A 22,022-nucleotide genomic window follows, 5' to 3' on the forward strand; every position below is an offset into this window, starting at 1 on the left:
CTTGATCTTTAACCTTGCGGGTCGAACGGCTCCTCGTACTTGATCACTCGGACCGGTAACTGCCGTACGCGCAGACGGCCTTCGGCTGAGCATGTGCTCCGACCAAGGAACACACACACCCAGCACGAAGGCCGTGGGGATGAGTCTGTTGCATCATGCTGTCCGGCAGGATCCGTTTGCGGAACTGTCACGCTTCCGGGGTGAGTTCCACTCCTGCCTGACCCGACGTGCGGATGCATTGTTCGAGCTGGCGGACGCCGTGTTGTGTGCGGACGGCCCGGTCCGGTCGCTGGTGGAGCTGTCGCTGGTGGGTGAACACCGTCGTGGGCATGGTGGACTCTACGACGCCCTGGCTGCGGGCCGGCTGGACGTGGCCCGGCTGCGGCGGGCCCTGGCCGCGGTGCCTTTGCCGCGGGCGGCGGACGGACGGCTGGTGCTGGCCGCCGACATCACCTGCTGGCTGCGGCCCGACGCGCACACCTCACCGCAGCGGATCCTGTGCCATACCTATGGGCGGGGCAAGGACCAGCACATTCCCGTTCCTGGCTGGCCGTATTCGGTGATCTGCGCGCTGGAGACGGGCCGCAGTTCATGGACCGCGCCGCTGGACGCATTGCGTCTGGCCCCGGGCGACGATGCCGCGACCGTCACTGCTCGGCAGATGCGCGAGCTCATCGAGCGCCTGATTGCAGCCGGGCAGTGGCACGACGGCGACCTGGACGTCCTCATCGTGGTGGACGCCGGTTACGACGTGCCCCGCCTGGCCTTCCTTCTACGGGATCTGCCGGTGCAGGTGCTGGGCCGGATGCGCTCGGACCGTGTCCTTCGTCGCGCGGTCCCGCCACGGGAACCTGGCACCCGTGGCCGTCCACCGCGTCACGGGGGCGAGTTCGTGTTCGGTGATCCCACCACCTGGAACACCCCCGACGCAGCAACGGTGACCGCGACGCGTCTCTACGGCACCGCCACGGCCCGGGCATGGGACCGCCTCCACCCGAGACTGACCCACCGCTCCGCCTGGACCGCCCAGCTCGGCGCCCTGCCGGTGATCGAGGGCACCGCGATCCGCCTGCAGGTCGACCACCTGCCCAGCGGCGCGACACCGAAGCCGGTGTGGCTGTGGTGGTCGGGCACCGACGCCACCGAGACGGAAGTCGACCTGCTCTGGCAGGTGTTCCTACGGCGGTTCGACATCGAGCACACATTCCGGCTCTTCAAGCAGACGCTCGGGTGGACCTGCCCGAAGATCCGCAGCCCCGAGGCCGCCGACCGGTGGACCTGGCTGATCCTCGCCGCCTTCACCCAGCTCCGGCTCGCTCGCCCACTGGCGGCCGACCTCCGCCGGCCGTGGGAGAAACCCAGCCCGCCCGACAGGCTCACTCCCGCCCGGGTCCGCCGCGACTTCCGGCACCTCCGCCCCAAGGCCGCCTGCCCCGCCGAAGCACCGAAAACCTCCCGCCCCGGCCCAGGGCGTCCGCCGGGTCGCAAGAACACCCGACCCACCCCACGCCACGACGTGCACACAGTCGGCAAACCGGACTCCGCAAAGCGACGAACGAAGAAGACAACGACCCCGCGTCCACGCCGCACAGGTTAAAGATCAAGCTAAAGGCTGTCCCGTAAATGATCTTTGAGTCGGTGCGGGCGCGGCCGTTCGTTGTGCGGCCCGCTCGTCTATCCGGCGACGGCGAGGTTGTGCATCCGGGCGATGCCGAGCATGGCGTGGTGGACTCCGTCGCCTTTGAGGCGGCAGTCACGGAGGATCTTCCAGGTCTTCATGCGGGCGAAGACGTGCTCGACGCGGGCGCGGACCTGCTTGTGGGACTTGTTGTGCGCTTCCTTCCAGCCGGGCAGGTCTTCGCCCTTGCGCCGGCGGTGGGGCATGACGAGCCCGGTGCCCGGATAGCCGCCGTCGGCGATCGTCATGGTCTTGCCGACGGCGGCCTTGGCTCCGGATTCCTCCCATGCCTTGCAGTCGTTGCGGTTGCCGGGCAGAGGCCGGCCCACCACGACGACGAGCCGGGTGTCGGCGTCGATGACGACCTGGTGGTTGGTGGAGTACCGATAGTTCTTGGACTGCTCCGCCACGGTGTGGTCCCGGGTCGGGACCAGGGTGCCGTCCACGATCAGCACGGTGTCCTTGGCGAACCGCTTGCGGGGCTGGAGCGCGAGCATCGGCCCGAGATGGTCGATGACGCGGTCCGCCGCGGACTTCGACACTCCGAACAGGGGCGCGAGTTGGCGCATCGTCAAGTTCGTCCGCCAGTAAGCCGCGACCAGCAGCACCCGGTCCTCCAAGGGCAGGCCCCAGGGCCGGCCCTTGCGGACCGCATCCGCACCTTCTCGCCGCAGCACGGTCACCAGTTTCCCGAACAGGCGGGGGCTCAGCCCGGTGAACGGGGCTATCCAGGACGGCTCCGACGCCGTGATCACACCAGCCACGACAAGATCATCTCACCCGTGACCAGCAGTTACGGGACAGCCCTTAGTCTAGAACTTACGGGCGGCGATGGCGAGAGCGGCGGGAAACTCGAGACGGATGATGCGGCACTCGCCCCCGCCGGCCTCCATGACCTGGGTCCACATGTCAGCGCCGTATTCCGTCTGGACGAGGCAGTCGGGTGTCCCCTCCGGCGGCACTCCGTGGTAACTCGGGGGCTTACCGGCCCTCGTCCGCGTCAGCTGGCCGACGACAACCGGAATCGTGAAACAGACCCAGCCTCGCGGCCGGACCACGCGAAAGCACTCGCGCAGCCCCTGCACAGGATCGGGCACATGCTCCAACGTGTCCGAATGCACAACCAAGTCCATCGACGCGTCATCGAAGGGAAGCGCCATCATGTCGATATCGGGGAAGCTCATCAGCTTCGTGCGCGGCATCCTCCGCAGGAAGCGGTGAAGGGTTCCGGCCCGATTGATCTCAAGGACCTTGAGCAGAGGATGGCGAAGCATGAAGACGGGAAAAAGGCTCGTCGTGCCGTAGACCTTCATGATCGCATGGGCCAGGGCCAGAGACCGGAGGCTTGCCCCGCAGCGGGTGCAATGCAAACCCTGCTGCCGATCGATATAGGCGGCCTCCTCCTCGCTCAGCTGCCACTCTTCGATCAGCTTCGGCCACAAGGCCGGACGCTGCGTGAAACTGCGGCTCCCGCAGCACACGCAGCGCAGGTCGCTCATCCGCTGGGCATCCTGGCGTGACGGCCGAGCATGGGTCGGCGGACCGAGGAGGGGGCCGTGCTGCCCGCCGACTGTCTTGGATTCCGGCATGATTGACTACTCGATCTTGTTGGGGAAGGGCCCTTTGCAGCCGGAGATTAACAGGGCGAACGCCGTCATCCAGGTAGGCATCGGCGCGCATGCGTGTAGTGATTCGCTCCCTTATGACGCAATCCTGGCTTCTCAAGTGGCGGGCATGGGATGTGACGGCAAAACATAAATGCTATGAAGCTTGATCCGTTCTGTGCTCCTGACCGGTCCGGGTGGGTTCCCGGTGGCTAGCCCGCCGGAGTTCTCCAGCGGTAGCGCCGCTCCGGCCGAAGCCGTTGCGGCTCGGGTGGCCGGCAACAGCGCCAGGCTTCTCGCAGCCAGGGTCGCCACCGCGCTGGCCGGCGTCGCGTCACTACCGGTGGTGTACGGGAGCATCGGCGCCCGCTCGTACGGTGTGTGGGCGCTGCTTACGGGTCTGATCGCCATTGTGTCGCTCGCCGACCTGGGGCTCGGCTCGGTTCAGATCCGGGAGGTCGCCCGGGCCGTCGGAGGCGGGCGGCAGCGACAGGTCTGCGCCGTACTGGGCCTGGGCGTTGTGTGGGGTGCCGTTCTCTCCGCGCTGGCCCTTGCCGGGACGGCGATCTGCTGGCAGTGGCTGGCCCGCGCGTTCCATCTGGATGAGCTCTCCGCGCCGGCGCGGGACGCCGCTCTGGTCCTGCTGGTGGGCTTTCTTCTCGACAGTCTCGCGCTGCCCTGGCGGAGCGTGCTCGAGGGCACCCAGCGCTATGGCCCGGTGGCCTGGGTGGTCGCCGGCACCGCTGTGCTCGGCGCGGGGCTCGCGGCAGCGGTGGTCACGCTGGGCGGCGGACTGGTGGAGCTGGCCGCCTCGGTGGTGGTGAGCAGTGCGTTGCGGGCACTGATGTTCGTCTGCTTGGCCCGCCGGTACGCCGCTGGGCTGAGGCCCAGCCTGCGGGACATCAGACCGTCCGATGTGGCGTATGTGGCGTCGTACGGCTCACGTGTCCAGGTGGCGGGCGCGGCAGCCGCGGTCAACAGCGAGACGGACCGGCTGGTGCTCGCAGGCTTCCACAGTCCGTCGGCGGTAGCTGGATACGACCTGGGCAGCCGCCTTGTCGGGCTGCTGCGGTTGCCTTCGGTGGTCATTCTCACGGCAGCCTTCCCGTCGGCCGCCGCGGCGGCCGACGATGAACCCGGTCGGCTCGACCGGCTCTACATCGATTTGACCCGGTACCTGACGGCGTTCGGCGCGATCGCGGCCACCGTCCTGGTGGTGTCGGCCGATTCGCTGGTGCGGATGTGGCTCGGCCGTCCCCTGCCTGCCGCGGCCGTGACCATCATGGTCCTGGCCCCCGGCTGCGCCGCGAGTGTGATCGCCGGCGCGGCCGCGATGGTGACCCGGGCCGAGGGCAGGCCCGGGTGTGAGACCCGCGGCACGGTGCTGGCCGCCGTGCTCAATCTGCTGCTCACCGTTCCGCTGCTTCGGCTTCTCGGTCCCTGGGGGGTCCCGCTGGCGACCACATTGGCGGCCTTCGGGGGTACCGTCTACTTCTTCGCGCACTTCCACAGCAGATCCGGGCGGCCGGTGGCACCGCTGCTGCGAGCACTGTGGCCACCCGTCTTCGCGGCCGTGACGGCGGGAGTCCTTGCCTGTCTGGTCACGTTCCAGCTGGTTCCCGGGGCGGGCCGGGCCGACGCCGCCGTGGCAGTCGCCTGCCGGGGTGGCCTGACCGTGCTGGTCGCGGCCGCGCTGCTGGCCCTGCTCGGATTCTTCGGCGCATCAGACCTGGCCCGGCTGCGCATGGCTCTTGCCGGATTGACCCCCCATCGCGGCGCGGTTCCCGCGCGGAAAAGGAGCAACGCATGACCTTGCAGATGGAAGCGACCCGCTGCCCCCTCTGCCACCAGGCCGCGGGCGACGAGCCGGTCTTCGGCGGATTGCTGCGCCGTTGCCCGGCGTGCGCGTTCCACTGGACCGCCGCGAACGGCGACGGGGCACACCAGTGGGACCTCTTCGACGGCACCTACTACCGACGCTACTTCGCCCGCGCCGGGCAGTGGCGGTACGAAGCCGCCCGGCGGATGCGGTGGCTCCTGTCGGCCACCCGCCCGAGGTCTCTGCTGGAGGCCGGCTCAGCAGGCGGTTACTTCATCGAAGCCACCCGGAGAGCCGGCATCGCAGCCGACGGAGTGGAACTGTCCGAGGTCTGTGTCCGCCACGCGCGGGACAAGCTCAAGGTGCCGGTACGACAGGGCTGCTTCGAGACGGTCACACCGACCACCGCGGTGGACGCCGTGTGCGCCTTCCACGTGCTCGAACACGTCGACGAGCCCCGGCGGTTCCTCACCAAGGCCCGGGCATCGCTCACCGCCGGAGGATGGCTCGCCCTCGAAGTGCCGAACATCGCATCGTCCTCCGCCCGACGGCAGGGTGGATCATGGCCGCATCTGCAGCCGGACTGCCACCGCTGGCACTTCTCGGCGCGGTCGTTGACGACGCTGGTGGAGGAGTGCGGCTTCGTGGTCGAGCGCTGCGACACCGTCTTCGCCCGGTACTACATGAGGCCCTCCCGCCTGCCCAGCCCGTCGGGGATGTCGCTGCTGTTCGCCGACTGGGCCGCCTGCGGCTCACCGCGTAGCACCCATCCGCGGCTCGGCGATCATCTGCGGCTGCTCGCCCGCCTGCCGGAGAACCTGCCGATGCGCTGATCGCTCCCGATGTCTCCCGGTCGCCCGGCCCTCGGCAAGCTGCCATCAACAGCAGGTGATGGTGGTACGCGAACTGCGGCCCAGGGTGGGGCGGGCCGCGTCGCCGTGCCATGCGGATCGGGGAGTGGGTGGGCCGCTCGCCACGTCGGTGCCCGGCCGCCCGGTGACGGAGCCGAACGGCTGACGGCCGTCGTCAACGGCGGCATCGCGGGTACGGTTTCACCTCGGTCCGCAAGGGATTCACCAGCTGTTGGCGCAGCAGGGTCGGGGCGCGATCTGTGATCGGCTCCGACAGGTGCAGCGTCACGGTGCGGGTGCTCCCCGCGGGCAGTTCCAGATCGAGGGTGTACACCGGGTGGCCGTGTTCGACGGCATGGTTCAGCGGGATACGACGGCCGTCCAGCATCGCCCCGGTCAGGGCGGCTCCCGCACTGGCGTAGTAGGAGACCAGCAGTCGGTTGTCACCCGGCCGGGAGGAACGGGCCCGGGTGTCGAGGCGATCGGTGACGTAGGCCGGGAGTCCCGTGGCCGGCGCCCGGTTGGTCAGCGTCACGGTGGCGGTGACCGTTCGTCCGTGCGGGGTGCAGGGGCCCGGCTCCCAGGTCAGCCTTCGGTCGAGGTAGTAGTCGAGCTTGGTGGCCGCCGCGTTGTTGACGACGACCCCGGCGAAGGGGCCCGCGTCTTTGGGGAGTGAGCCGCTGAATGCCCTGGGTTCGATGAGGCGTTGCTCGGCCGGGAGCGTGCTCCACACCTTCAGACGTGCGTCCCGCTGCGCGTCGTACACGGCCCGCAGCAGCGCGGGAATCCGCTGCGGATCCTTGGCGGCGCCGGTCAACTGTGTGGCGGCGGTGCGGGCGACGTCGAGGAAGAAGGCTTTGCGGGAAGTGACGTCCTGGTAGGCCGCGTAGCTCGAGCGCTCGGTGAGCTCCACGGCGTTGGCGCCGGTGAGCAGGGTGCCGTCGGGCAGACGGGCCGGCCCGGTGGCCTCCAGCAGCCGGCCCAGCACAGTGGGGTCGACGGCGAGCACCCTGTCCACCTTCTGGCCACTGTGCTCCCTCCATGCCTCGGCCCAGATGCGGGCCGCATAGGGAAAGTGAGGGCTGAGATTGGAGTTCCCCCAGTACTGAGTGGGCTTGTTGGCGGCGTACAAGGCGGCGTAATCCGCTCCCAGGTCCACTGTGGGCCGGGTCGGCTGCAGTACGGTGTCGTTGCCGAAGGTGTCGAAGCCGATGCGGCCCCGGTCGGCCGTGACCACCGTGAAGGCCCCGGGCAGCCCGCCGGTACCGCGAGCTTCGGCGGTGTTCTGGAAGACCACGAAGTAACGCCGCGGCCCGTGTTCCCCCAGCATCGGCGGAAGGAGCCGGGCCGCAAGGGCGGTGTCGGCCGTCGTCGGGGCAATCCGGTCGAGTTGGCGGACCAGTTGCGTACGGGCCCGCTCGGCTGCCGGCAACCAGGTGGCGTGTGGCAGTCCGCGGGCCTGGGCGCGGACTTCCGCGGCGTCCCGCGCGGCGCGTTCGAGTGCCGGGGCCGCGTCGTGCAGGGCGGTCAGCAGGCGATGGGTATCACCGCCTCGTGCGTCGGCCGTGAGATCCGGGACGCTGCGGACGAGGGGAGTGAGCACCTCGTGGGTCAGCCGGTCAGCGGCGTGCGCCGTGCCGCGCACGATACGTGCCAGGTCGCCGAGAAAGGGCAGGTGCGTGGCCGAGTACCAGGCGGGCCCGGTGGTGAGGCGGTGCGCTCGGGCGGCGTGTGCCGCCGCGGAACGCAGCGCCGCCTCGGCTTTCGACGTGGAGCCAGGCACGGGTGCGGCGGCGGAGTCCCGCGACGGCCCTGCGCTGACCGACCGCCGCAGCGTGTGCAGATCCCGCTGTGCGGCCAGCAGTTCGTTACGGGCGATCAGACCGGTGACCGCGATCCAGGCCGCTCCCGCCAGGATCAGGAACACGACGGCCGCCGTCAGATATCGGACACGCCGACGTCGGCGGTGCGGTGGTGCGGGATGTGTGCTTCCAGGGGCCGGGGAGTGCTGCACGGTGGCGGCCAGGTCAGCGGCGCGTGCGCCGACGCCGTACCACGAGGACGGCTCCCCCGCCGACTGCCAGCAAACCGACAGCCGTGCCGAACATGACGAAGGTCCTTTGGCCGGAACCGGTCTCAGGAAGCTGACCGTCCGGCGGGAGCTTCTGGTGTCGCGGCAGCACATTGATCACCGCTGACAGGACCAGGTCCGGATCACGGGCGGTGACTCTGAAGGCGTGTGGGCCGGGCTTGCTGGTCTCGGGGATCGTGACGGTCCCCGAGACCGTGCCCTTCGAGCCGGCGAAGAACGTGCCCAGCACCGGTGGCTTCGAGATGAGTTCCGCGACGACCTGTTGCTTGGCGGCGAACCCCGTCGCGGTGAAAAGGAGCGGATCACCGGCGATCCCTGTCGTATCGATGCTCAGACTGGGTGCATTCGGCGGGTACTCGGCATGTGCCGTCTCTGCGGCCACCAGCGGGCCGGCGACGATGACAGCGGCCGCTGCCACGAAGGCGAGGACGCTACGCCGTCTGCGAGACGTAGTCACTTTCCACGCTCCTCACACCTTCTCGGATGGCTTCCGGCCCGGCGGCAGGGCCGGCCGTGACGAGCAAAAACCTGTCGCAGGCAGACATAACGCCATGTCAAGCACAGCTAACGCCACGGGGGCGATGACCCCCCGGAAGGGTGTAGGACCTACACCCTTCCGGCGCCGCAATGGCGCCGAGAATCGCAAAGGCGAGTAACGCGAATGCACTAAAAACAGACGACACGCCGACGCGTCGGAACCGAATCAATGTCGACGCCATTACCGTCTGACCGAATAGGCCGACACCCAGTAAAGCCATCTCTGACCGAGATCGAAATGAATTAATGCGACTGGGAGTGTCGTGTGGCGTCGATCGAGCAGCCTGCCGCTCGGAGGATGGTCGTGCTTCACATGATTGATCTGATGGGCGCGTCTGCGCAGTTGCCTCAGGCCGCTCACGACCGGCTGACCGGAGATCCCGACGTCACGGCACGGCTGCGGGACGGCGTGTTGCGCCCTCTCATCCGGGCTGGTCTCACCGGGACCCGGCACTCGGTCCGCGAAGCGCTCGAACTGCTCGCCCCGCTGCCGGGGTGGCGCAGCTCATGACCCTGCCCGAGGTCTCGGTGCTCCTGGTGAGCTGGAACACCTGTGCCGAAACCCGTGCTTGTCTGGACTCTCTGCCCCGTGCCGCAACCGATGGGCTGCGGTATGAGGTGATCGTCGTCGACAACGGGTCGCGGGACGGCTCCCCGGACATGCTTGCCGCCCACCCGAACGTGCTGCTTCTCCGCAACGAGCGGAACCTCGGCTTTGCCGCGGCGGTCAACCAGGCGTACGCCCGAGCTCGCGGGGACATGATCCTTCTCCTCAACAGTGATGTCCGTCTGCGGCCCGGAGCACTCACAGCCCTCGCCGGTTTCCTGCGCGAGCGCCCCGACGTGGCTGGTGTAGCGCCGCTGTACCTCAACCCTGACGGCAGCGTTCAACAGCACTACATGCGCCTGCCCACGTTCCGCAGTCTGGTGGCGTTGGCCACCACGCTGCGGTACTTGCCGGGTTTCAGACGCCCGTGGCGCGAACACCTCATGAGCGGAGCGGACCTGTCCCGCCAGGGGCAGGTGGAACAGCCATCCGCGAGCTGTCTGCTGCTACGCCGTGCCGTGCTGGATCCGGCTGAAGTCTTCGACGAGCGGTTTCCGCTCTATTTCAATGACGTTCTGCTCGCCCGCAACCTCCGCCTCGCCGGCCATCGGCTCTGGATGACGCCGGACGCGGTCGTCACGCACACTCTCGGTGCGTCGACCCGACTGCTGGGCTCCGCCGTTCGCAGCAAGTTCCGTCTCGACGGGCTCCTCCGCTACGCCGGGGTCACACAGCCCCGATGGCGGTTGCGGACACTCCAGGCCCTGGTGCTTGTGGACTGGCTGGTTCGGCGCGCGCTGCGGTGGCGCGGTCACCTCGGCCTCCGGGATCTCTGGGCCGTCGTCCAGGGCGACGTGGGCCCCCTGCCGGACGGTGACGGGCGAAGCTGGTCGGTGATGCTCAGTGGAGTGCCCTGGCTCGCCGGAGCTCACCGTCAGCATGCCCTCGCCCGGGAACTCGCGGTCGGCCGCCGGGTGTTGTTCGTCGACCCGCCGGGCCGACGCCCTCGCTGGACCTTCGTCGTCCGCCAGGTCGCCCCCTCCCTGTGGCACGCGGTGCCTCCCACCATGGTGCCGTTCGGCCGGCTGCTGCCCCCGCTCAACTGGATCAACCGCCGGGTTGCCGCAGCGCTGGTGCGCCGCTGGCTGGACCGCCGCCAGGGCAGTCGGAGAATCCTGTGGCTCGATGAAGACCTGGCCGCGCCGACGGCCGGCCGGCTGGGGGAAGATGTGCTCGTCTACGACGCGGTGGACCTTGACTGGACGTTCACGCACCGCTGGAACCGCCCCCACCTGCGCAGCGCCCTGCGGAAGGCGGTCGGCGCCGCAGATCTCGTCCTGGCCTCGTCGTCGGCGCTGCCGCGGTGGCTGCCGCCCTCGCGGCGCCCGCCCGTGATCGTACCCAACGGGTGCGATCCGGAGAGGTTCGTCGCGGAAGGTCCGCTCGCCGAGTGGATCACACAGCTGGCCGGCCCGCGGCTCGTCTATGCCGGGGCGATCGACAGCCGGGCCTTTGACGCGGAACTCCTCGCCGCCGTGGCCCGTCTTCGCCCCGACTGGACGTTCCTGCTGGTCGGGCCGTCCACCCGTACCGGCCGCGCACCGCTGGCGGGACTGCCCAACGTACATCTGCGGGGCCCGGTCGACTTTGACGAGATGCCCGCCGTACTGCGTGCCTGTGATGTCGGCCTGATCCCTTATCGGGTGGGCGGCCGGATCGACTACGTGCACCCGAAGAAGCTGTACGAGTACCTGGCCGTAGGTAAACCTGTCGCCGCCACACCGCTGCCGTCTCTGATCCCGATGGCCGGTCTCGTCCATCTCGGCTCCGGCCCGCAAGGGTTCGTCCGGGCCATCGAGGAGGCATTGGACTCGCGCCACTGCCCGGCCGCGCTGGCCCGGCGTCGCGCCGCCGCGGCCCGCAACAGCTGGTCGGCGCGGGGCGAGCAGATCCGGGGCCTGCTCGGAGGGCTGGAGAGGACCGGCCCATGAGTGGGCTGCTCCTCGTTCCGAGGAAGCTCATCGTTCCCGCGTCGGCCGCTTGCCTCGCGGCCGCTCTCGGCTCCGCCGGAGTCCTTTCGGCGGAAGTGCTCCCTGGTCGTCTGGGTATCCTGCCCGCCGCGGCCCTGGTGTGTCTGGTGACCTTTGTCCTGTGGCCATGGGCCGTTCTCCCGGTCGGCATCGTCGGTGGCGTCGCGGCCACCGAGGCGCTGGGCACTTCCGATGTCACCTTCATCACGGTCCTTCACATCGGCGTACTGGCGATCGGTTGCCTGGCGCTGCTGGTGCGCCGCGCCGCCTCTGCGGTCGACGACCGACCCCGGCGAACCACCATGGACCGGGCGATGGCGCTCCTGGCGGTGATCGCCCTGGCCGGCGCGCTGTTCGGTCTGGCACGCGGACATGCCCTCCACCAGGTGCTGATCGCCGCCTATCACCTGGGCGTCATCCCTGCTTACTTCTTCGTCACCACCCGCACCCTGACCAACGCGCGCAGGATGCGAGCGGCGGCGGTGCTCTATGTGACGGGGGCGGCCGCCCTCGCCGCGGTGGAGCTCACGATGCCGGGGCGACACGGCGGTCTGCTCTCGGTACTCGCCCTTGTGCCGCTGCTCGTCGTTGCCGGCCGCACCCGCGGGTGGCGACGCGTCGGTCTGGGAGCGTTGATCACCCTCTTCGCCGCCGACACGGCTGTCGCGGGCTATCGGGCCATGTGGCTGGCCGCCGGGGTCGGCCTGCTGGTTCTGCTGGTGCGCGGCACCAGGCGAGTCCGCCTCAGCGTGGCCCTGGCCGCGGTCGGGGCAACCACTCTCGTGGTCTGCGGAGCCGCTGTCAGCGCCGGGCTGCGCGCCCGGATCCTGCTGTCCGGCGAGCACCTGGACGAAACGGCCGGCTACCGGGCACCCGAAGCGATGGTCGGGCTGCGCGTCTTCGCCGACTGGCCGCTGACCGGAGCCGGTCTCGGCCAGACGACCCGCGATGTCTACCTCCCCACCTTCAAGATCACCGACGTCGGGCCGACCTACCACGTCTTCTGGGTGATGGTCCTCGCCAATCTGGGCCTCGTCGGCCTCATCGCCGTCCTGTGGCCGCTGCTTCGCCCACTGCGCGCGGCCCTCGCCCTTGGGGAGGGCGTTCCTCTGGCCTTCGGCGCTCTCCTCTGCGGCTTCCTGGCAGCGGCGGCTTTCGCCGGCCCCACCGACGGCCATTGGGAACTGGGGGTCCTGCCCGCACTGACGCTGCTCACCACCCGGACCTGGACCACCGATCCACTGACCACAGGAGGTCGCCCATGACGGCCGAACGGACCGGAGCCGACGAGCCGGGCACCGCCGGGCCCGTCGCCACCGCGATCGTCGTCACCTATCACTCCGAGGCCCACATCGCCGACTGCCTCACCGCGTTGCGCGGTGCCGGGCTGGCGGTACGCGTGGTCGACAACGCGTCCACGGACGGGACCGCACGGCTGCTCGCCACCCGGTTCCCCACCGTTGCGCGGACTGTCAACCCGACCAACATCGGGTTCGCGGCCGCGGTGAACCAGGCACTGACCACGGTGGACACCGACATCGTGCTTCTGGTGAATCCCGACTGCGTGGTGCCGCCGGCCACCGCCCGAGCCCTGGTCGCCCTGCTGCAAGCCCGGTCCGATGTGGGCATCGCGGGTCCCCGGCTCGTCGGTACCGACGGGCGCGTCGCCATCAGCGCCCACCCGTTCGAGTCGCTGAGCTCCGTGCTGGCCAGCCGCTTCGGCGGGAGCCTGATGCCGGTCGGGTTGCGCCGCCTGCTGTCCGGCAGAACTCGGCGACGCGCCTATGACGTCTGCCGCAACCCCGGGCCGCCCGTCCCGGTGGACTGGGTGTCCGGAGCCTGCATGGCCATTCGCACCGGGCTGCTCGAACAGCTCGGCGGGCTCGACGAGGGCTACTTCATGTACTACGAGGACGAGGAACTGTGCTGGCAGGCGGGGCGGCTCGGGGCCCGCGTGTACTACGTACCCGAGGTCGAAGCCATACACGTCATCGGGGCAAGCAGCCGAGATCCGTCGTGGATCTGGCCCCATCTGTACCGCAGCATGCTCCGGTTCTTCGCCCGCCACCGACGCCGCACCTACCCCCTGGTGAGGGCGGCGGTGCTGCTCCGCGCGCTGCTGGGCATCGGGCTCTCCGTCGCACGCCGACGCGGGCAGCACCCTGCTCGGGGCAGGGCCTGGCGGCACGTGGCCCGCATCGCCCTGACCGCGACCGCCGACACCATGAGAAGGGAGGGCCGATGCACGTTCTGACCGCCGCTGCCGGAAAGCGCACCGAACACTGGATCAGCCTCTTCGATGTCCTCACCGATCGGACGGACGTCCAGATCACCGTCCACGCATCCGAGCTGTGCGCGCTCACCGGGCTGGCCCCGCAATGGCTGGACACGCACTGTGGCCGCTTCCGCCTTCGCCTAGCCCCTCACCCGCCGGGCGAGGGCCGCACCGGCCATGAGGCGTCAGCCCAGCCCGTCTGTGGGCCCGTCACCCACTCCGCGAAGACGGCCGCCGGCATCTTGTCGAAGGGAGGGCCCAGTGGCGACCTCACGTGATGCCACCCAGGTGCTTTCCATGGCCTGGCGCAACGGCGGGCTTGTGCTGCTGTCGCTCCTGGCCGGAATCACCGGGGCCCTGGTGGTGACCGAGAAGACGCCTCCGAGGTACGAGGCCACCGCGACCGTGCTCGTCACCGGCGGCGCCGTCTCCGGTGAGCAGCTCTACGTCAGCAACACCACCCAGAACCTGATGCCGACCATCGCGCGGCTCGCCGAATCCGGCAAGGTCGCCGAGGCCACGGCCGAGACCATGGGGCTGCCGACCAGGCAGGTTGTCCGCCACATCCGCGCCGACACCCAGGAGGGGGTGCAGATCCTCGCGCTCACCGCCGACGCGCCGACGGCCGACAAGGCCGCCGCGATCGCCAACGCCACCGCCCAAGTCCTGCTGCCCCGCGTGGGGTGGATTCGCCACGACGGGACGGGATCAGTCAGCGCGGAGTTGCTGGACCGGGCGACAGCACCAAGCCGTCCGGTATCACCCAAGCCGTTGCTCAACGGACTCCTGGGTGCGCTGCTGGGATCGCTGGTCGGCGTCGGCCTGACACGGCTGCGGGCTCTGACGGACGACAAGGTCAGGGGCGTCGACGATCTGCGCGAGGCAACAGGCGCACCTGTCCTGGGCTCGATTCCGTACGATGCGAAGGTTCCCCGCAATCCACTGATCGTGCACAGCCCCCAGGGTGCGTGGTCGGAGGCGTTTGTCCGCCTGCGCACCCACCTGGAGTGCGTCGAGATCAACTCCCCGCCCCGTCTCATCGCGATCACAAGCCCTGTGGCCAACGAAGGAAAGTCGAATATCGCCTGCAACTTGGCGATCGCGATGGCCCGTGGCGGGCGCAGCGTCCTTCTGGTCGAAGCCGACCTGCGTCGACCGCGCAGTGGACAGTACCTCGGTCTGAGGGATGCGGAAGGACTGACGACCGTGCTGTCCGGCCGCGCCCGACTGGAAGAGGTGGTCCAGCAGTTCGGGGAGGGCGGTCCGATGATTCTCCCCGCTGGGCCGCTGCCGCCCCATCCTAGCGAACTCTTGGCTTCCGGAAGATGCAAGGAACTTCTGTCCCGGCTGAGGGAGTACTACGACGTGGTTCTCCTCGATCTGCCCCCACTGCTGCCGTACGCTGACGCTGGTGTACTGGCAGGGCTCGCCGACGGCACCCTCCTCGTCGCGCGATGCCCCAAAACCAGGGCCCGCCACCTCCACCAGTCCCTTGAAGCGCTGACCGCCTTGAACGCCCGCTTCCTCGGCTGTGTCCTCAATGCAGCACCGTCGCAGTCGAATGGTTACGGCTACCGGACGGACCTGACGGTCTCCGCGGCGGGGCTGCTGCCACCGCCTGCCACCCTGTCAGGCCGGCGCACAGGGTCCCAAGTCGGATCCCGATGACCCGTCACGTTGTTGGTTGTCTGGGAGCGTTTCCCCCGACCGCGATTACCAGGATGTGCCGTGTCGTCAAACGGGCGAATTGCTGAGATGCATCGCAATCCATCGGACACCGTGGGGTATCACTGGCTAGGTTCAAAAATGTCAGAACGAGAGCAGAAACCATGAAAAGACTACTCGCGAATGTATCCGCCCTCGGTGCGGCGGCGCTGCTTGTCGTGGTGCTGCCGGCCAGTGCTCAGGCTGCCGACGGTTGTTCAGCTACACCAACGCCGGCACCGGACCTCCTGTTGTGACCAAGGACCTCGCAGACGACCTCTGCATGGCTGTATCGGAGAATGGCGCAACCGTCAACGAAATCGACGGCTATGTCAATCTCTGTCCTTGCTCTAACTGTCAGGACGATCCTCTTGCCACCTCTGTACCCGGGACAGGGGCCAATGTCGACTTCGTCAGCATGCTGTTCTGGCAGTAGGGCGCACATCGTCTCTTCAAAAGCTTGTGAACGGTACACCGGTGAAAATTCCCCTCCCGCGAGGTTCTCCATGAAGGCGCTCGTACTGTCCGGCGGATCCGGAACCCGACTCAGGCCCATCACCCATTCTTTCGCCAAACAGCTGGTGCCGATCGCAAACAAACCCGTCCTCTGCTACGCACTAGAAGCTATCGCCGATGCCGGTATCAGCGATGTCGGCATCGTTGTCGGAGACACAGCGGCTGAAATCATGAAAGCCATCGGTGACGGCTCCGCTTTCGGTCTGCGGGTGACATACATTCGCCAGCCGCATCCGCTGGGACTGGCACACGCCGTCTATATCGCTCGCGAATTCCTCGGTCAAGACGACTTCGTCATGTACCTCGGAGACAATTTCGTGCTTGGTGGCATCAAGGAGCTGGTCGCGGAGTTCCGTCGCGACCGCCCGGCTGCCCGGATCTTGCTGACAGAGGTGGAGAACCCCTCGCTCTTCGGCGTCGCCGAACTCGACAACGCGGGCAACGTAGTGCGCCTGGAGGAGAAGCCCAAGGTCCCGAGCAGCCCTCTAGCACTCGTGGGGGTGTATCTGTTCACCCCGGCCGTGCATGAGGCCGTGACCGAGATCAAGCCCTCCGCGCGCGGCGAACTAGAGATCACCGACGCGATCCAGTGGCTGATCGACGAGGGCCACAGCGTACGGCCGTTGATCATCACCGGCTACTGGAAGGACACCGGCAACGTCACCGACATGCTCGAGGCGAACCGGGCCGTACTCGAATCCGCAGAACGCCGGATCGACGGCAAGGTCGACGATGCCAGCGAGGTCATCGGCCGGGTCCACATCGACGAAGACGCGAGGGTGCGCAACTCGCGCATCGTGGGCCCAGTCTCGATCGGGCCGGGCACTACGATCACAGGCTCCTACCTCGGTCCGTTCACATCAGTGGCACGCGACTGCCGCATCGAGAACAGCGAGATCGAGTACTCCATCGTGCTGCCAGAGGCGTCCATCACAGGAGTGGGCAGGATCGAGGCGTCACTGATCGGACGTCAGGTCGAGGTCACATCATCCGCGCACACCCCCTCGGCTCACCGGTTCCTCCTCGGCGACCACAGCAAGGTACAGATCCCATCATGAAGACGACCACCATCCTGGTCACCGGAGGAGCCGGGTTCGTCGGCTCACACTATGTCCGCACGCTGCTCGGCCCCACAGGACCCGGCGACATCTCGGTCACCGTACTCGACAAGATGACCTACGCCGGGAACCTGGCTAACCTGGCCGAAGTACAACGGCACGCGGACTTCCAGTTCGTACGAGGGGATATCTGCAACACGGAACTTACCCGCAAACTCGTGGCCGAGCACGACCATGTCGTCCACTTCGCCGCCGAATCGCATGTGGACCGCTCCATCGTGGGCGCCGACGCATTCGTGCGCACCAATGTCCTCGGTACCGACACCCTCCTGGCCGCGGCTGTGGACAACCCCCCGCGGACCTTCGTGCATGTGTCGACAGACGAGGTCTACGGCTCGATCGACTCCGGATTCTGCACCGAGGACCAAGCACTCAGCCCCAGTTCACCCTACGCGGCCGCGAAGGCATCGAGCGACCTGATCGCTCTCGCCTACCACCGAACTCATGGCCTCGATGTGCGCATCACGCGCTGCACCAACAACTACGGCCACCACCAATTCCCCGAAAAGCTCATTCCGCTGTTCATCACCGGCCTGCTGGACGGAGAGAAGGTTCCGCTGTACGGCGACGGCCTGCACATCCGTGACTGGCTGCACATCGACGACCACATCAACGCCATCGAACTCGTCCGGCGCGCGGGGCGCCCAGGGGAGATCTACAACGTCGGCGGTGGCACCGCCATGACCAATCGCGAGCTGGCGGAGCACCTTCTGTCAGCTTGTGGCAGCGGCTGGGACAGCGTCGAGTACGCCGTGGACCGCAAGGGACATGACCGCCGCTACGCCCTCGACTACTCCAAGATCAAACGCGAACTCGGATACCGGCCACGCAGGGACTTCGCGACCGGACTGACCGAAACCGTCCAGTGGTACCGCGAAAACCGGGCATGGTGGGAGCCACTGAAGGCCCGCGCCAGCGTGGGAGCCCGACCATGAGGTGGCTCGTCACAGGCGCGCGCGGCATGCTCGGCCAGGAAATCGTTCATCGGCTCCGGCACGACGGCGACTCCGTGGCCGCGACCACCCGCCACCGGCTCGACATTACCGACGCCAAGGCCGTGCGGCGTGCATGTGCCGACACCAGGCCCGACATTGTCGTCAACTGCGCCGCCTGGACAGCGGTCGACCAGGCCGAATCCAACGAGGACGACGCATACCGTGTCAACGCCGACGGGGCCCGCCACCTCGCCGAGGCCTGCGCCGCACTTGACGCCCGTCTCATCCATATCTCGACCGACTACGTCTTCCCCGGAGACTCCGCATGGCCCTACGACGAAGCAGACGAACCCGCTCCGCGAACCGCGTACGGACGCACCAAGCTCGCCGGGGAACGGGCCGTTCTCAGTACCCTGCCCGACGCCAGCGCAGTCGTCCGCACCGCCTGGCTCTACGGAGCGCACGGTGCCAACTTCCTACGCACCATGGCCCGTCTGGAGAGGGAACAAGCGGCAGTAGATGTCGTCGCCGACCAACATGGACAGCCCACCTGGGCAGGCGATGTCGCGGATCGTGTCATCGCTCTCGGACGAAATACTCACTCCACCGGCATCTTCCACGCCACCAGTCGCGGCCAGACGACGTGGTTCGCCCTCGCGCAGGAGGTATTCCGCCTGCTAGGCGCCGACCCCGCCCGGGTCCGGGCGACGACCAGTAGGGCATTCCCAACGGCCGCACCCCGTCCCGCGTACAGCGTGCTGGCACACAACCGCTGGAAAGAGGTGGGCATCGCACCGATCCGGCCATGGCGTGACGCCCTGTCCGTCGCGTTCGCCGAGACCCTCGGCGGCCGGCGCTGGGCATGAGCCCAGAGGCAGAGACGTACGGCCCGGGTCAGTGAACCCGCCCGTTCGGCCGGATCGTTTGCACGATGCAGTCCTCGTATCGCGGCAGTAGCCCACCACTCCGGGCTTGAGCGAGCGTCGGCGCCCGGCTGTCCTTGGCAGAGAGAACAGGCTCCAGTCCTTGAGGCCAGGCAATGCCGAGTGCCGGGTCGAGGGGATGGATCGCGTGCTCACGTTCCGGCGCGTAGCGCTCCGAGCAGACATAGACGACCGTCGCCTCGTCAGTCAGTGCCATGAAGGCATGACCCAATCCTGAGGCCAGGTAGACGGCATGATGGTTGATGTCATCGAGCCGTACGCCCTCCCACTCTCCGTAGGTCGGGGATCCGATACGGATGTCAACGACAACATCAAGGACCGCCCCGCGCACACACTTCACGTACTTGGCCTGGCCCGGCGGCACATCCGAGAAGTGGACGCCACGGATCACCCCGCGCCTGGACACCGAGCAGTTCGCCTGAGCGAACGTCAGTTCGTGTCCGAGGGTGGCCCGGAAGTCTTCCGCGCAGTACCACTCATGAAATGTTCCCCGACTGTCAGACAAAACGGGGGGCTGCATGGCCCACGCGCCTTCGATTCGCATGGCCCTGCCTTTCTCATATCCGCAAGTCGTCGCTGCATTCTAACTTCCGCCTGTCATATCTCTCTCTGACCCGCCCAAAACGCAACACCCGCAGGTGGTCGGCCACCGTGTTCGAACCGGCGCCGCCGGTCCGCAGCCACATCGCCAGGCACTCGCCGGTGTTCGCGCACCACGCGGCCAGCGGATGAAACCCGAAGCTCTTCTTCCAGGTCGGGGAGGCGCCTTCCTTCTTCGCCAGCAGTTTGCGCTGGTCGAGCACTGCCTGGAGCGAGGAGGCGAGGCTGGGGACGATCAGTGCGGCGGCGTCTGTGCCCGGGACGACGACGGTCTGTTCGTCGAGTGCGGTGAAGATATCGTTGATCAGCCGCTCGGCCATCCTGGGCGCCTTTGGACGGATCAGTGCGGTGAGCCGTCTGCGTCCGGCCTTGCGGATCTGGGCCGGCGAGCCGAACTGGTCCAGCAGTCTCAGCACAGCCGGGTGCTGCATGCGCGGTCCGAGGACCCGTTCAAGGTGCGGGTGGATCTGCGTGAACAGGCCCCGCAGCCGGCTGGAGAGGCGGGTTGCCTCGGCGGCGAGGTCGTCGTCGAAGCCGACGATCATGTGCAGTTCGGCGATCGTCTCGTCATCGAGGTCGACCGAGTGCAGCGTGTGAGGCATCGCCCGGGCGGCGTCGGCGATGACGAACGCGTCGCGGGCGTCGGTCTTGGCCTCGCCCGGGTAGAGGTCGGCGGCCCGGCGCATCGACAGGCCGGGCAGGTAGGCGACCCGGCAGCCCGACGCGCGGGCGGCGGCGATCGGCAGGGCGCCGATGTTGGCGACCTGGTCGACGACGACCAGGACAGTGCCGAACTTTGCGACCAGCTTCTCGAACAGCTCCCGCAGCTTCGGCTCGGTGTTGGGCAGCCGCCTGTCGTGGACGGTCTTGCCCTGCCCGGTCAGACCATGGGCGTGGTGGAACTCCTTGCCCAGGTCAAGGCCGAGGAACAGGTCTATGTCGACGGTGTCGACCATGCTCGCGTGCCCCCTCGACGTGCACTCGTGCCCGAACCTGGCCGTCCCTGCGGCACCACACGCCGGCAACCACGTTACGCAGACATCCCGTCCCTGAAGCGGTCCGGCATTGCGCCGGGCCGGGCGGTCGTCAGGCCCCTCATCAGCGGTCAAGCAGTGCCCCGAGACCCGGCGGCAACACCCCCCAGGTCATCCGTACGACAGGGGGCACACAGCCATACCGGGCCCGGGGGCCAGGCGCCCCGTTTCGGGGCCACGAGAAAGGTAACGGGGGGGTGCCTCTATGTCTTTCGTCAAGGCGCCCCTGTCGGGTTTGGGGTGGTTGGTGCTTGCTGAGGTTATGCGGCGAGTTCGACGTCGTCGGGTGTGCGGGGTTCGTAGAAGGTTCCGTCGCGGAGCATGGCGAACAGGACGCTGATGCGATGGCGGGCGAGGCGCAGAAGTGCCTGGGTGTGGGTCTTGCCACGGGCTCGGCAGCGGTCGTAGTAGGTGCGGGAGGCGGCATCATGCAGAGCGGCGAACGCGGAGAGGAACATCGCGCGTTTGAGCTGCCGGTTTCCGCTTCGGGGTGCGTGTTCGCCGTGGATCGAGGTCCCGGACGACTTGGTCGCCGGCGCGAGGCCGGCGTAGGAGGCCAGGTGGGCGGCGCTCGGGAACGAGCTGCCGTCGCCGACGGTGACCAGGAGGACTGCGGCGGTCCTGACGCCGACGCCGGGCAACGACGTCAGGACCGGGGAAAGAGGGTGAGCCTCCAGCAGTTCGTTGATCTGCGTTTCCAGGGCCCGGCGTTGTTCGTGGACCGCCGCGAGCGAGCGGGCCAGGGAGGGGACCACGATGTCGAGGGTGCCGGTGCCAGGGACGACGACGGTCTGTTCGTCGAGCGCGTCGAATACGTCGTCGATGAGCCGGGCGGCCATGCGCGGGGCCTTCGGGCGGATCAGTTCGACGAGTCTGCGGCGGCCTGCCTTGCGCAGGGCGGCCGGAGAGCCGTGGCGCTCCAGCAGCCAGGTGACGGCCTGGTGGTCGAGGCGGGGCCCGAGAACGCGCTCCAGGCTGGGGTGGAACTGGGTGAGCAGGCCGCGTATCCGGTTGGAGGTGCGGGTGGCCTCGGCTGCGAGGTCCTGGTCGAAGCCCGCGAGCACGGTCAGCTCGGCGGTGATCTCGTCGGTCAGTTCCAGCGAACGCAGGGTGTGGGGCATGGTGCGGGCGGCGTCCGCGATCACCGCGGCGTCCTTCGCGTCGGTCTTGGCCTCGCCCGGGTAGAGGTCAGCGATCCGCCGCATGGCCAGTCCGGGCAGGTAGGCCACCTGGCAGCCCGCGTCACGGGCCACCGCGAGCGGGAGGGCGCCGATCGAGGCGGGCTGGTCCACGACCACGAGGACAGTGCCGAACTTGTCGCGCAGCTTGTCAAAGACGGCCCGCAGTTTCGGTTCGCTGTTCGGCAGCGGCTTGTCGAAGACCTTCTTCCCGGCCGGGGTCAGCCCGTGCCCATGATGCGTGCTCTTGCCGACGTCCAAGCCGAGGAAGACGCCCACGCCGTCAGTGTCGATCACTGTGCCCCCACTCGTTCGTTACGTGCTGGCCTGGGCATCGGGGCCGTTCTCGCGCATCCACGTTATGCAGACCTGCCGCCCGCGGATGGCTGGGCATTGCGCCCGGCCAGGCGGTGGTCGGACCTCTCATCAGCGTCTCCGACGGCACCTCCCGGGCCCGGTGACACCACCCCCCCCGGTCATCCGTGCGACAGGGGGCAAAAGTCATGCCGGGCCCGGAGGCCAGCGGCCCTCTTGCAGGACCGCGAAAAACATAACGGGGC

At 68.3% G+C, this 22,022-nt stretch carries 19 protein-coding genes and 2 pseudogenes; 12 read left to right on the plus strand and 9 right to left on the minus strand.

Annotated features, from left to right (window positions below; genetic code table 11):
* Positions 1–139 precede the first annotated feature (139 nt).
* A complete protein-coding gene (locus tag FVS66_RS13155; RefSeq protein ID WP_149181364.1) occupies positions 140–1,597 on the plus strand; it encodes an NF041680 family putative transposase in 1,458 nt (485 codons plus the stop codon).
* A 77-nt stretch (positions 1,598–1,674) separates the two neighbouring features.
* Here the strand turns inward: FVS66_RS13155 and FVS66_RS13160 are convergent, their stop codons facing one another.
* Complete coding sequence (locus FVS66_RS13160) at positions 1,675–2,442, minus strand: transposase (protein ID WP_149181376.1); 768 nt, start codon at positions 2,440–2,442, stop codon at positions 1,675–1,677.
* 48 nt (positions 2,443–2,490) lie between these two features.
* Positions 2,491–3,177: a class I SAM-dependent methyltransferase gene (locus tag FVS66_RS13165; protein ID WP_187645505.1), complete on the minus strand. Its 687-nt coding sequence runs from the start codon at positions 3,175–3,177 to the stop codon at positions 2,491–2,493.
* Positions 3,178–3,490: 313 nt separating this feature from the next.
* On the opposite strand from FVS66_RS13165, the gene FVS66_RS13170 reads away from it, so the two are divergent.
* Both FVS66_RS13170 and FVS66_RS13175 read left to right on the plus strand, forming a co-directional pair.
* A complete protein-coding gene (locus FVS66_RS13170) occupies positions 3,491–5,092 on the plus strand; it encodes an oligosaccharide flippase family protein (protein ID WP_222946927.1) in 1,602 nt (533 codons plus the stop codon).
* Positions 5,089–5,934 (plus strand): class I SAM-dependent methyltransferase, encoded by an 846-nt coding sequence (locus tag FVS66_RS13175; protein WP_149181378.1) that lies wholly within the window; start codon positions 5,089–5,091, stop codon positions 5,932–5,934. The genes FVS66_RS13170 and FVS66_RS13175 overlap by 4 nt, the downstream gene beginning before the upstream one ends.
* 193 nt (positions 5,935–6,127) lie before the next feature.
* On the opposite strand, the gene FVS66_RS13180 is transcribed toward FVS66_RS13175, so the two are convergent.
* Entirely contained in the window at positions 6,128–7,879 is a 1,752-nt protein-coding gene (locus FVS66_RS13180; RefSeq protein WP_262386973.1) for a DUF4012 domain-containing protein, read from the minus strand.
* A 100-nt stretch (positions 7,880–7,979) separates the two neighbouring features.
* The gene (locus FVS66_RS13185; protein ID WP_187645506.1) at positions 7,980–8,462 is read right to left on the minus strand and encodes an LAETG motif-containing sortase-dependent surface protein; all 483 of its coding nucleotides are present in this window, start codon (positions 8,460–8,462) and stop codon (positions 7,980–7,982) included.
* A gap of 384 nt (positions 8,463–8,846) precedes the next feature.
* Here FVS66_RS13185 and FVS66_RS13190 point away from each other — a divergent pair, with 384 nt between their 5' ends.
* The 6 genes from FVS66_RS13190 to FVS66_RS13205 are packed head-to-tail and all read left to right on the plus strand — an operon-like array spanning position 8,847 to position 15,101.
* Entirely contained in the window at positions 8,847–9,092 is a 246-nt protein-coding gene (locus tag FVS66_RS13190; protein ID WP_149181381.1) for a hypothetical protein, read from the plus strand.
* Positions 9,089–11,119 carry a glycosyltransferase gene (locus FVS66_RS13195; protein ID WP_149181382.1) on the plus strand — a complete coding sequence of 677 codons (2,031 nt, stop codon included), beginning with the start codon at positions 9,089–9,091 and terminating at the stop codon, positions 11,117–11,119. Before FVS66_RS13190 ends, FVS66_RS13195 begins: the two co-directional genes overlap by 4 nt.
* A complete protein-coding gene (locus FVS66_RS34950) occupies positions 11,116–12,423 on the plus strand; it encodes an O-antigen ligase family protein (RefSeq protein WP_187645507.1) in 1,308 nt (435 codons plus the stop codon). Before FVS66_RS13195 ends, FVS66_RS34950 begins: the two co-directional genes overlap by 4 nt.
* Positions 12,420–13,412: a glycosyltransferase family 2 protein gene (locus tag FVS66_RS34955; protein ID WP_187645508.1), complete on the plus strand. Its 993-nt coding sequence runs from the start codon at positions 12,420–12,422 to the stop codon at positions 13,410–13,412. Before FVS66_RS34950 ends, FVS66_RS34955 begins: the two co-directional genes overlap by 4 nt.
* Complete coding sequence (locus tag FVS66_RS34960) at positions 13,400–13,711, plus strand: hypothetical protein (RefSeq protein ID WP_187645509.1); 312 nt, start codon at positions 13,400–13,402, stop codon at positions 13,709–13,711. The genes FVS66_RS34955 and FVS66_RS34960 overlap by 13 nt, the downstream gene beginning before the upstream one ends.
* 19 nt (positions 13,712–13,730) lie before the next feature.
* Positions 13,731–15,101 carry a polysaccharide biosynthesis tyrosine autokinase gene (locus FVS66_RS13205; RefSeq protein WP_222946928.1) on the plus strand — a complete coding sequence of 457 codons (1,371 nt, stop codon included), beginning with the start codon at positions 13,731–13,733 and terminating at the stop codon, positions 15,099–15,101.
* A 235-nt stretch (positions 15,102–15,336) separates the two neighbouring features.
* Here the strand turns inward: FVS66_RS13205 and FVS66_RS34965 are convergent, their stop codons facing one another.
* Positions 15,337–15,645 (minus strand): hypothetical protein, encoded by a 309-nt coding sequence (locus tag FVS66_RS34965; RefSeq protein WP_187645511.1) that lies wholly within the window; start codon positions 15,643–15,645, stop codon positions 15,337–15,339.
* Between FVS66_RS34965 and FVS66_RS13215 the strand changes: the two genes are divergently transcribed.
* Genes FVS66_RS13215 through rfbD form a run of 3 tightly spaced genes read left to right on the plus strand, consistent with a single transcriptional unit; the run spans position 15,644 to position 18,572 of the window.
* Positions 15,644–16,711, plus strand: a complete 1,068-nt coding sequence (locus tag FVS66_RS13215) for a glucose-1-phosphate thymidylyltransferase (protein ID WP_149181385.1) — start codon at positions 15,644–15,646, stop codon at positions 16,709–16,711. The two genes, FVS66_RS34965 and FVS66_RS13215, sit on opposite strands and share 2 nt — an antisense overlap.
* Positions 16,708–17,706 carry a dTDP-glucose 4,6-dehydratase gene (gene rfbB, locus FVS66_RS13220; protein ID WP_149181386.1) on the plus strand — a complete coding sequence of 333 codons (999 nt, stop codon included), beginning with the start codon at positions 16,708–16,710 and terminating at the stop codon, positions 17,704–17,706. Before FVS66_RS13215 ends, rfbB begins: the two co-directional genes overlap by 4 nt.
* Positions 17,703–18,572 (plus strand): dTDP-4-dehydrorhamnose reductase, encoded by an 870-nt coding sequence (gene rfbD, locus FVS66_RS13225; protein WP_149181387.1) that lies wholly within the window; start codon positions 17,703–17,705, stop codon positions 18,570–18,572. Before rfbB ends, rfbD begins: the two co-directional genes overlap by 4 nt.
* Before the next feature lie 28 nt (positions 18,573–18,600).
* On the opposite strand, the gene rfbC is transcribed toward rfbD, so the two are convergent.
* The 4 genes and pseudogenes from rfbC to FVS66_RS13240 all read right to left on the minus strand — a co-directional run bounded on the left by rfbC (position 18,601) and on the right by FVS66_RS13240 (position 21,759).
* A complete protein-coding gene (gene rfbC, locus FVS66_RS13230) occupies positions 18,601–19,194 on the minus strand; it encodes a dTDP-4-dehydrorhamnose 3,5-epimerase (RefSeq protein ID WP_149181388.1) in 594 nt (197 codons plus the stop codon).
* 82 nt (positions 19,195–19,276) lie between these two features.
* Positions 19,277–19,423, minus strand: a pseudogene (locus FVS66_RS35910) (IS1380 family transposase); the annotation flags it as partial.
* A gap of 6 nt (positions 19,424–19,429) precedes the next feature.
* A pseudogene (locus tag FVS66_RS13235) lies at positions 19,430–20,206 on the minus strand (IS110 family transposase); the annotation flags it as partial.
* 338 nt (positions 20,207–20,544) lie between these two features.
* Positions 20,545–21,759 carry an IS110 family transposase gene (locus FVS66_RS13240; RefSeq protein ID WP_149180445.1) on the minus strand — a complete coding sequence of 405 codons (1,215 nt, stop codon included), beginning with the start codon at positions 21,757–21,759 and terminating at the stop codon, positions 20,545–20,547.
* Between the last annotated feature and the right edge of the window lie 263 nt (positions 21,760–22,022).

It is taken from the genome of Streptomyces sp. TRM49041, assembly GCF_008271805.1.
In the GTDB taxonomy this organism is placed as follows: Bacteria; Actinomycetota; Actinomycetes; order Streptomycetales; family Streptomycetaceae; genus Streptomyces.

Bases quoted from the DNA above. Each gene is read 5' to 3' on its own strand.
- FVS66_RS13175 (WP_149181378.1), top strand. From the start codon at position 5,089: ATGACCTTGCAGATGGAAGCGACCCGCTGCCCCCTCTGCCACCAGGCC.
- rfbD (WP_149181387.1), top strand. From the start codon at position 17,703: ATGAGGTGGCTCGTCACAGGCGCGCGCGGCATGCTCGGCCAGGAAATC.
- FVS66_RS13215 (WP_149181385.1), top strand. From the start codon at position 15,644: ATGAAGGCGCTCGTACTGTCCGGCGGATCCGGAACCCGACTCAGGCCC.
- FVS66_RS13205 (WP_222946928.1), top strand. From the start codon at position 13,731: ATGGCCTGGCGCAACGGCGGGCTTGTGCTGCTGTCGCTCCTGGCCGGA.
- FVS66_RS13195 (WP_149181382.1), top strand. From the start codon at position 9,089: ATGACCCTGCCCGAGGTCTCGGTGCTCCTGGTGAGCTGGAACACCTGT.
- rfbC (WP_149181388.1), bottom strand. From the start codon at position 19,194: ATGCGAATCGAAGGCGCGTGGGCCATGCAGCCCCCCGTTTTGTCTGAC.
- FVS66_RS13165 (WP_187645505.1), bottom strand. From the start codon at position 3,177: ATGAGCGACCTGCGCTGCGTGTGCTGCGGGAGCCGCAGTTTCACGCAG.
- FVS66_RS34960 (WP_187645509.1), top strand. From the start codon at position 13,400: ATGCACGTTCTGACCGCCGCTGCCGGAAAGCGCACCGAACACTGGATC.
- FVS66_RS34965 (WP_187645511.1), bottom strand. From the start codon at position 15,645: ATGGAGAACCTCGCGGGAGGGGAATTTTCACCGGTGTACCGTTCACAA.
- FVS66_RS13155 (WP_149181364.1), top strand. From the start codon at position 140: ATGAGTCTGTTGCATCATGCTGTCCGGCAGGATCCGTTTGCGGAACTG.
- FVS66_RS34955 (WP_187645508.1), top strand. From the start codon at position 12,420: ATGACGGCCGAACGGACCGGAGCCGACGAGCCGGGCACCGCCGGGCCC.
- rfbB (WP_149181386.1), top strand. From the start codon at position 16,708: ATGAAGACGACCACCATCCTGGTCACCGGAGGAGCCGGGTTCGTCGGC.
- FVS66_RS34950 (WP_187645507.1), top strand. From the start codon at position 11,116: ATGAGTGGGCTGCTCCTCGTTCCGAGGAAGCTCATCGTTCCCGCGTCG.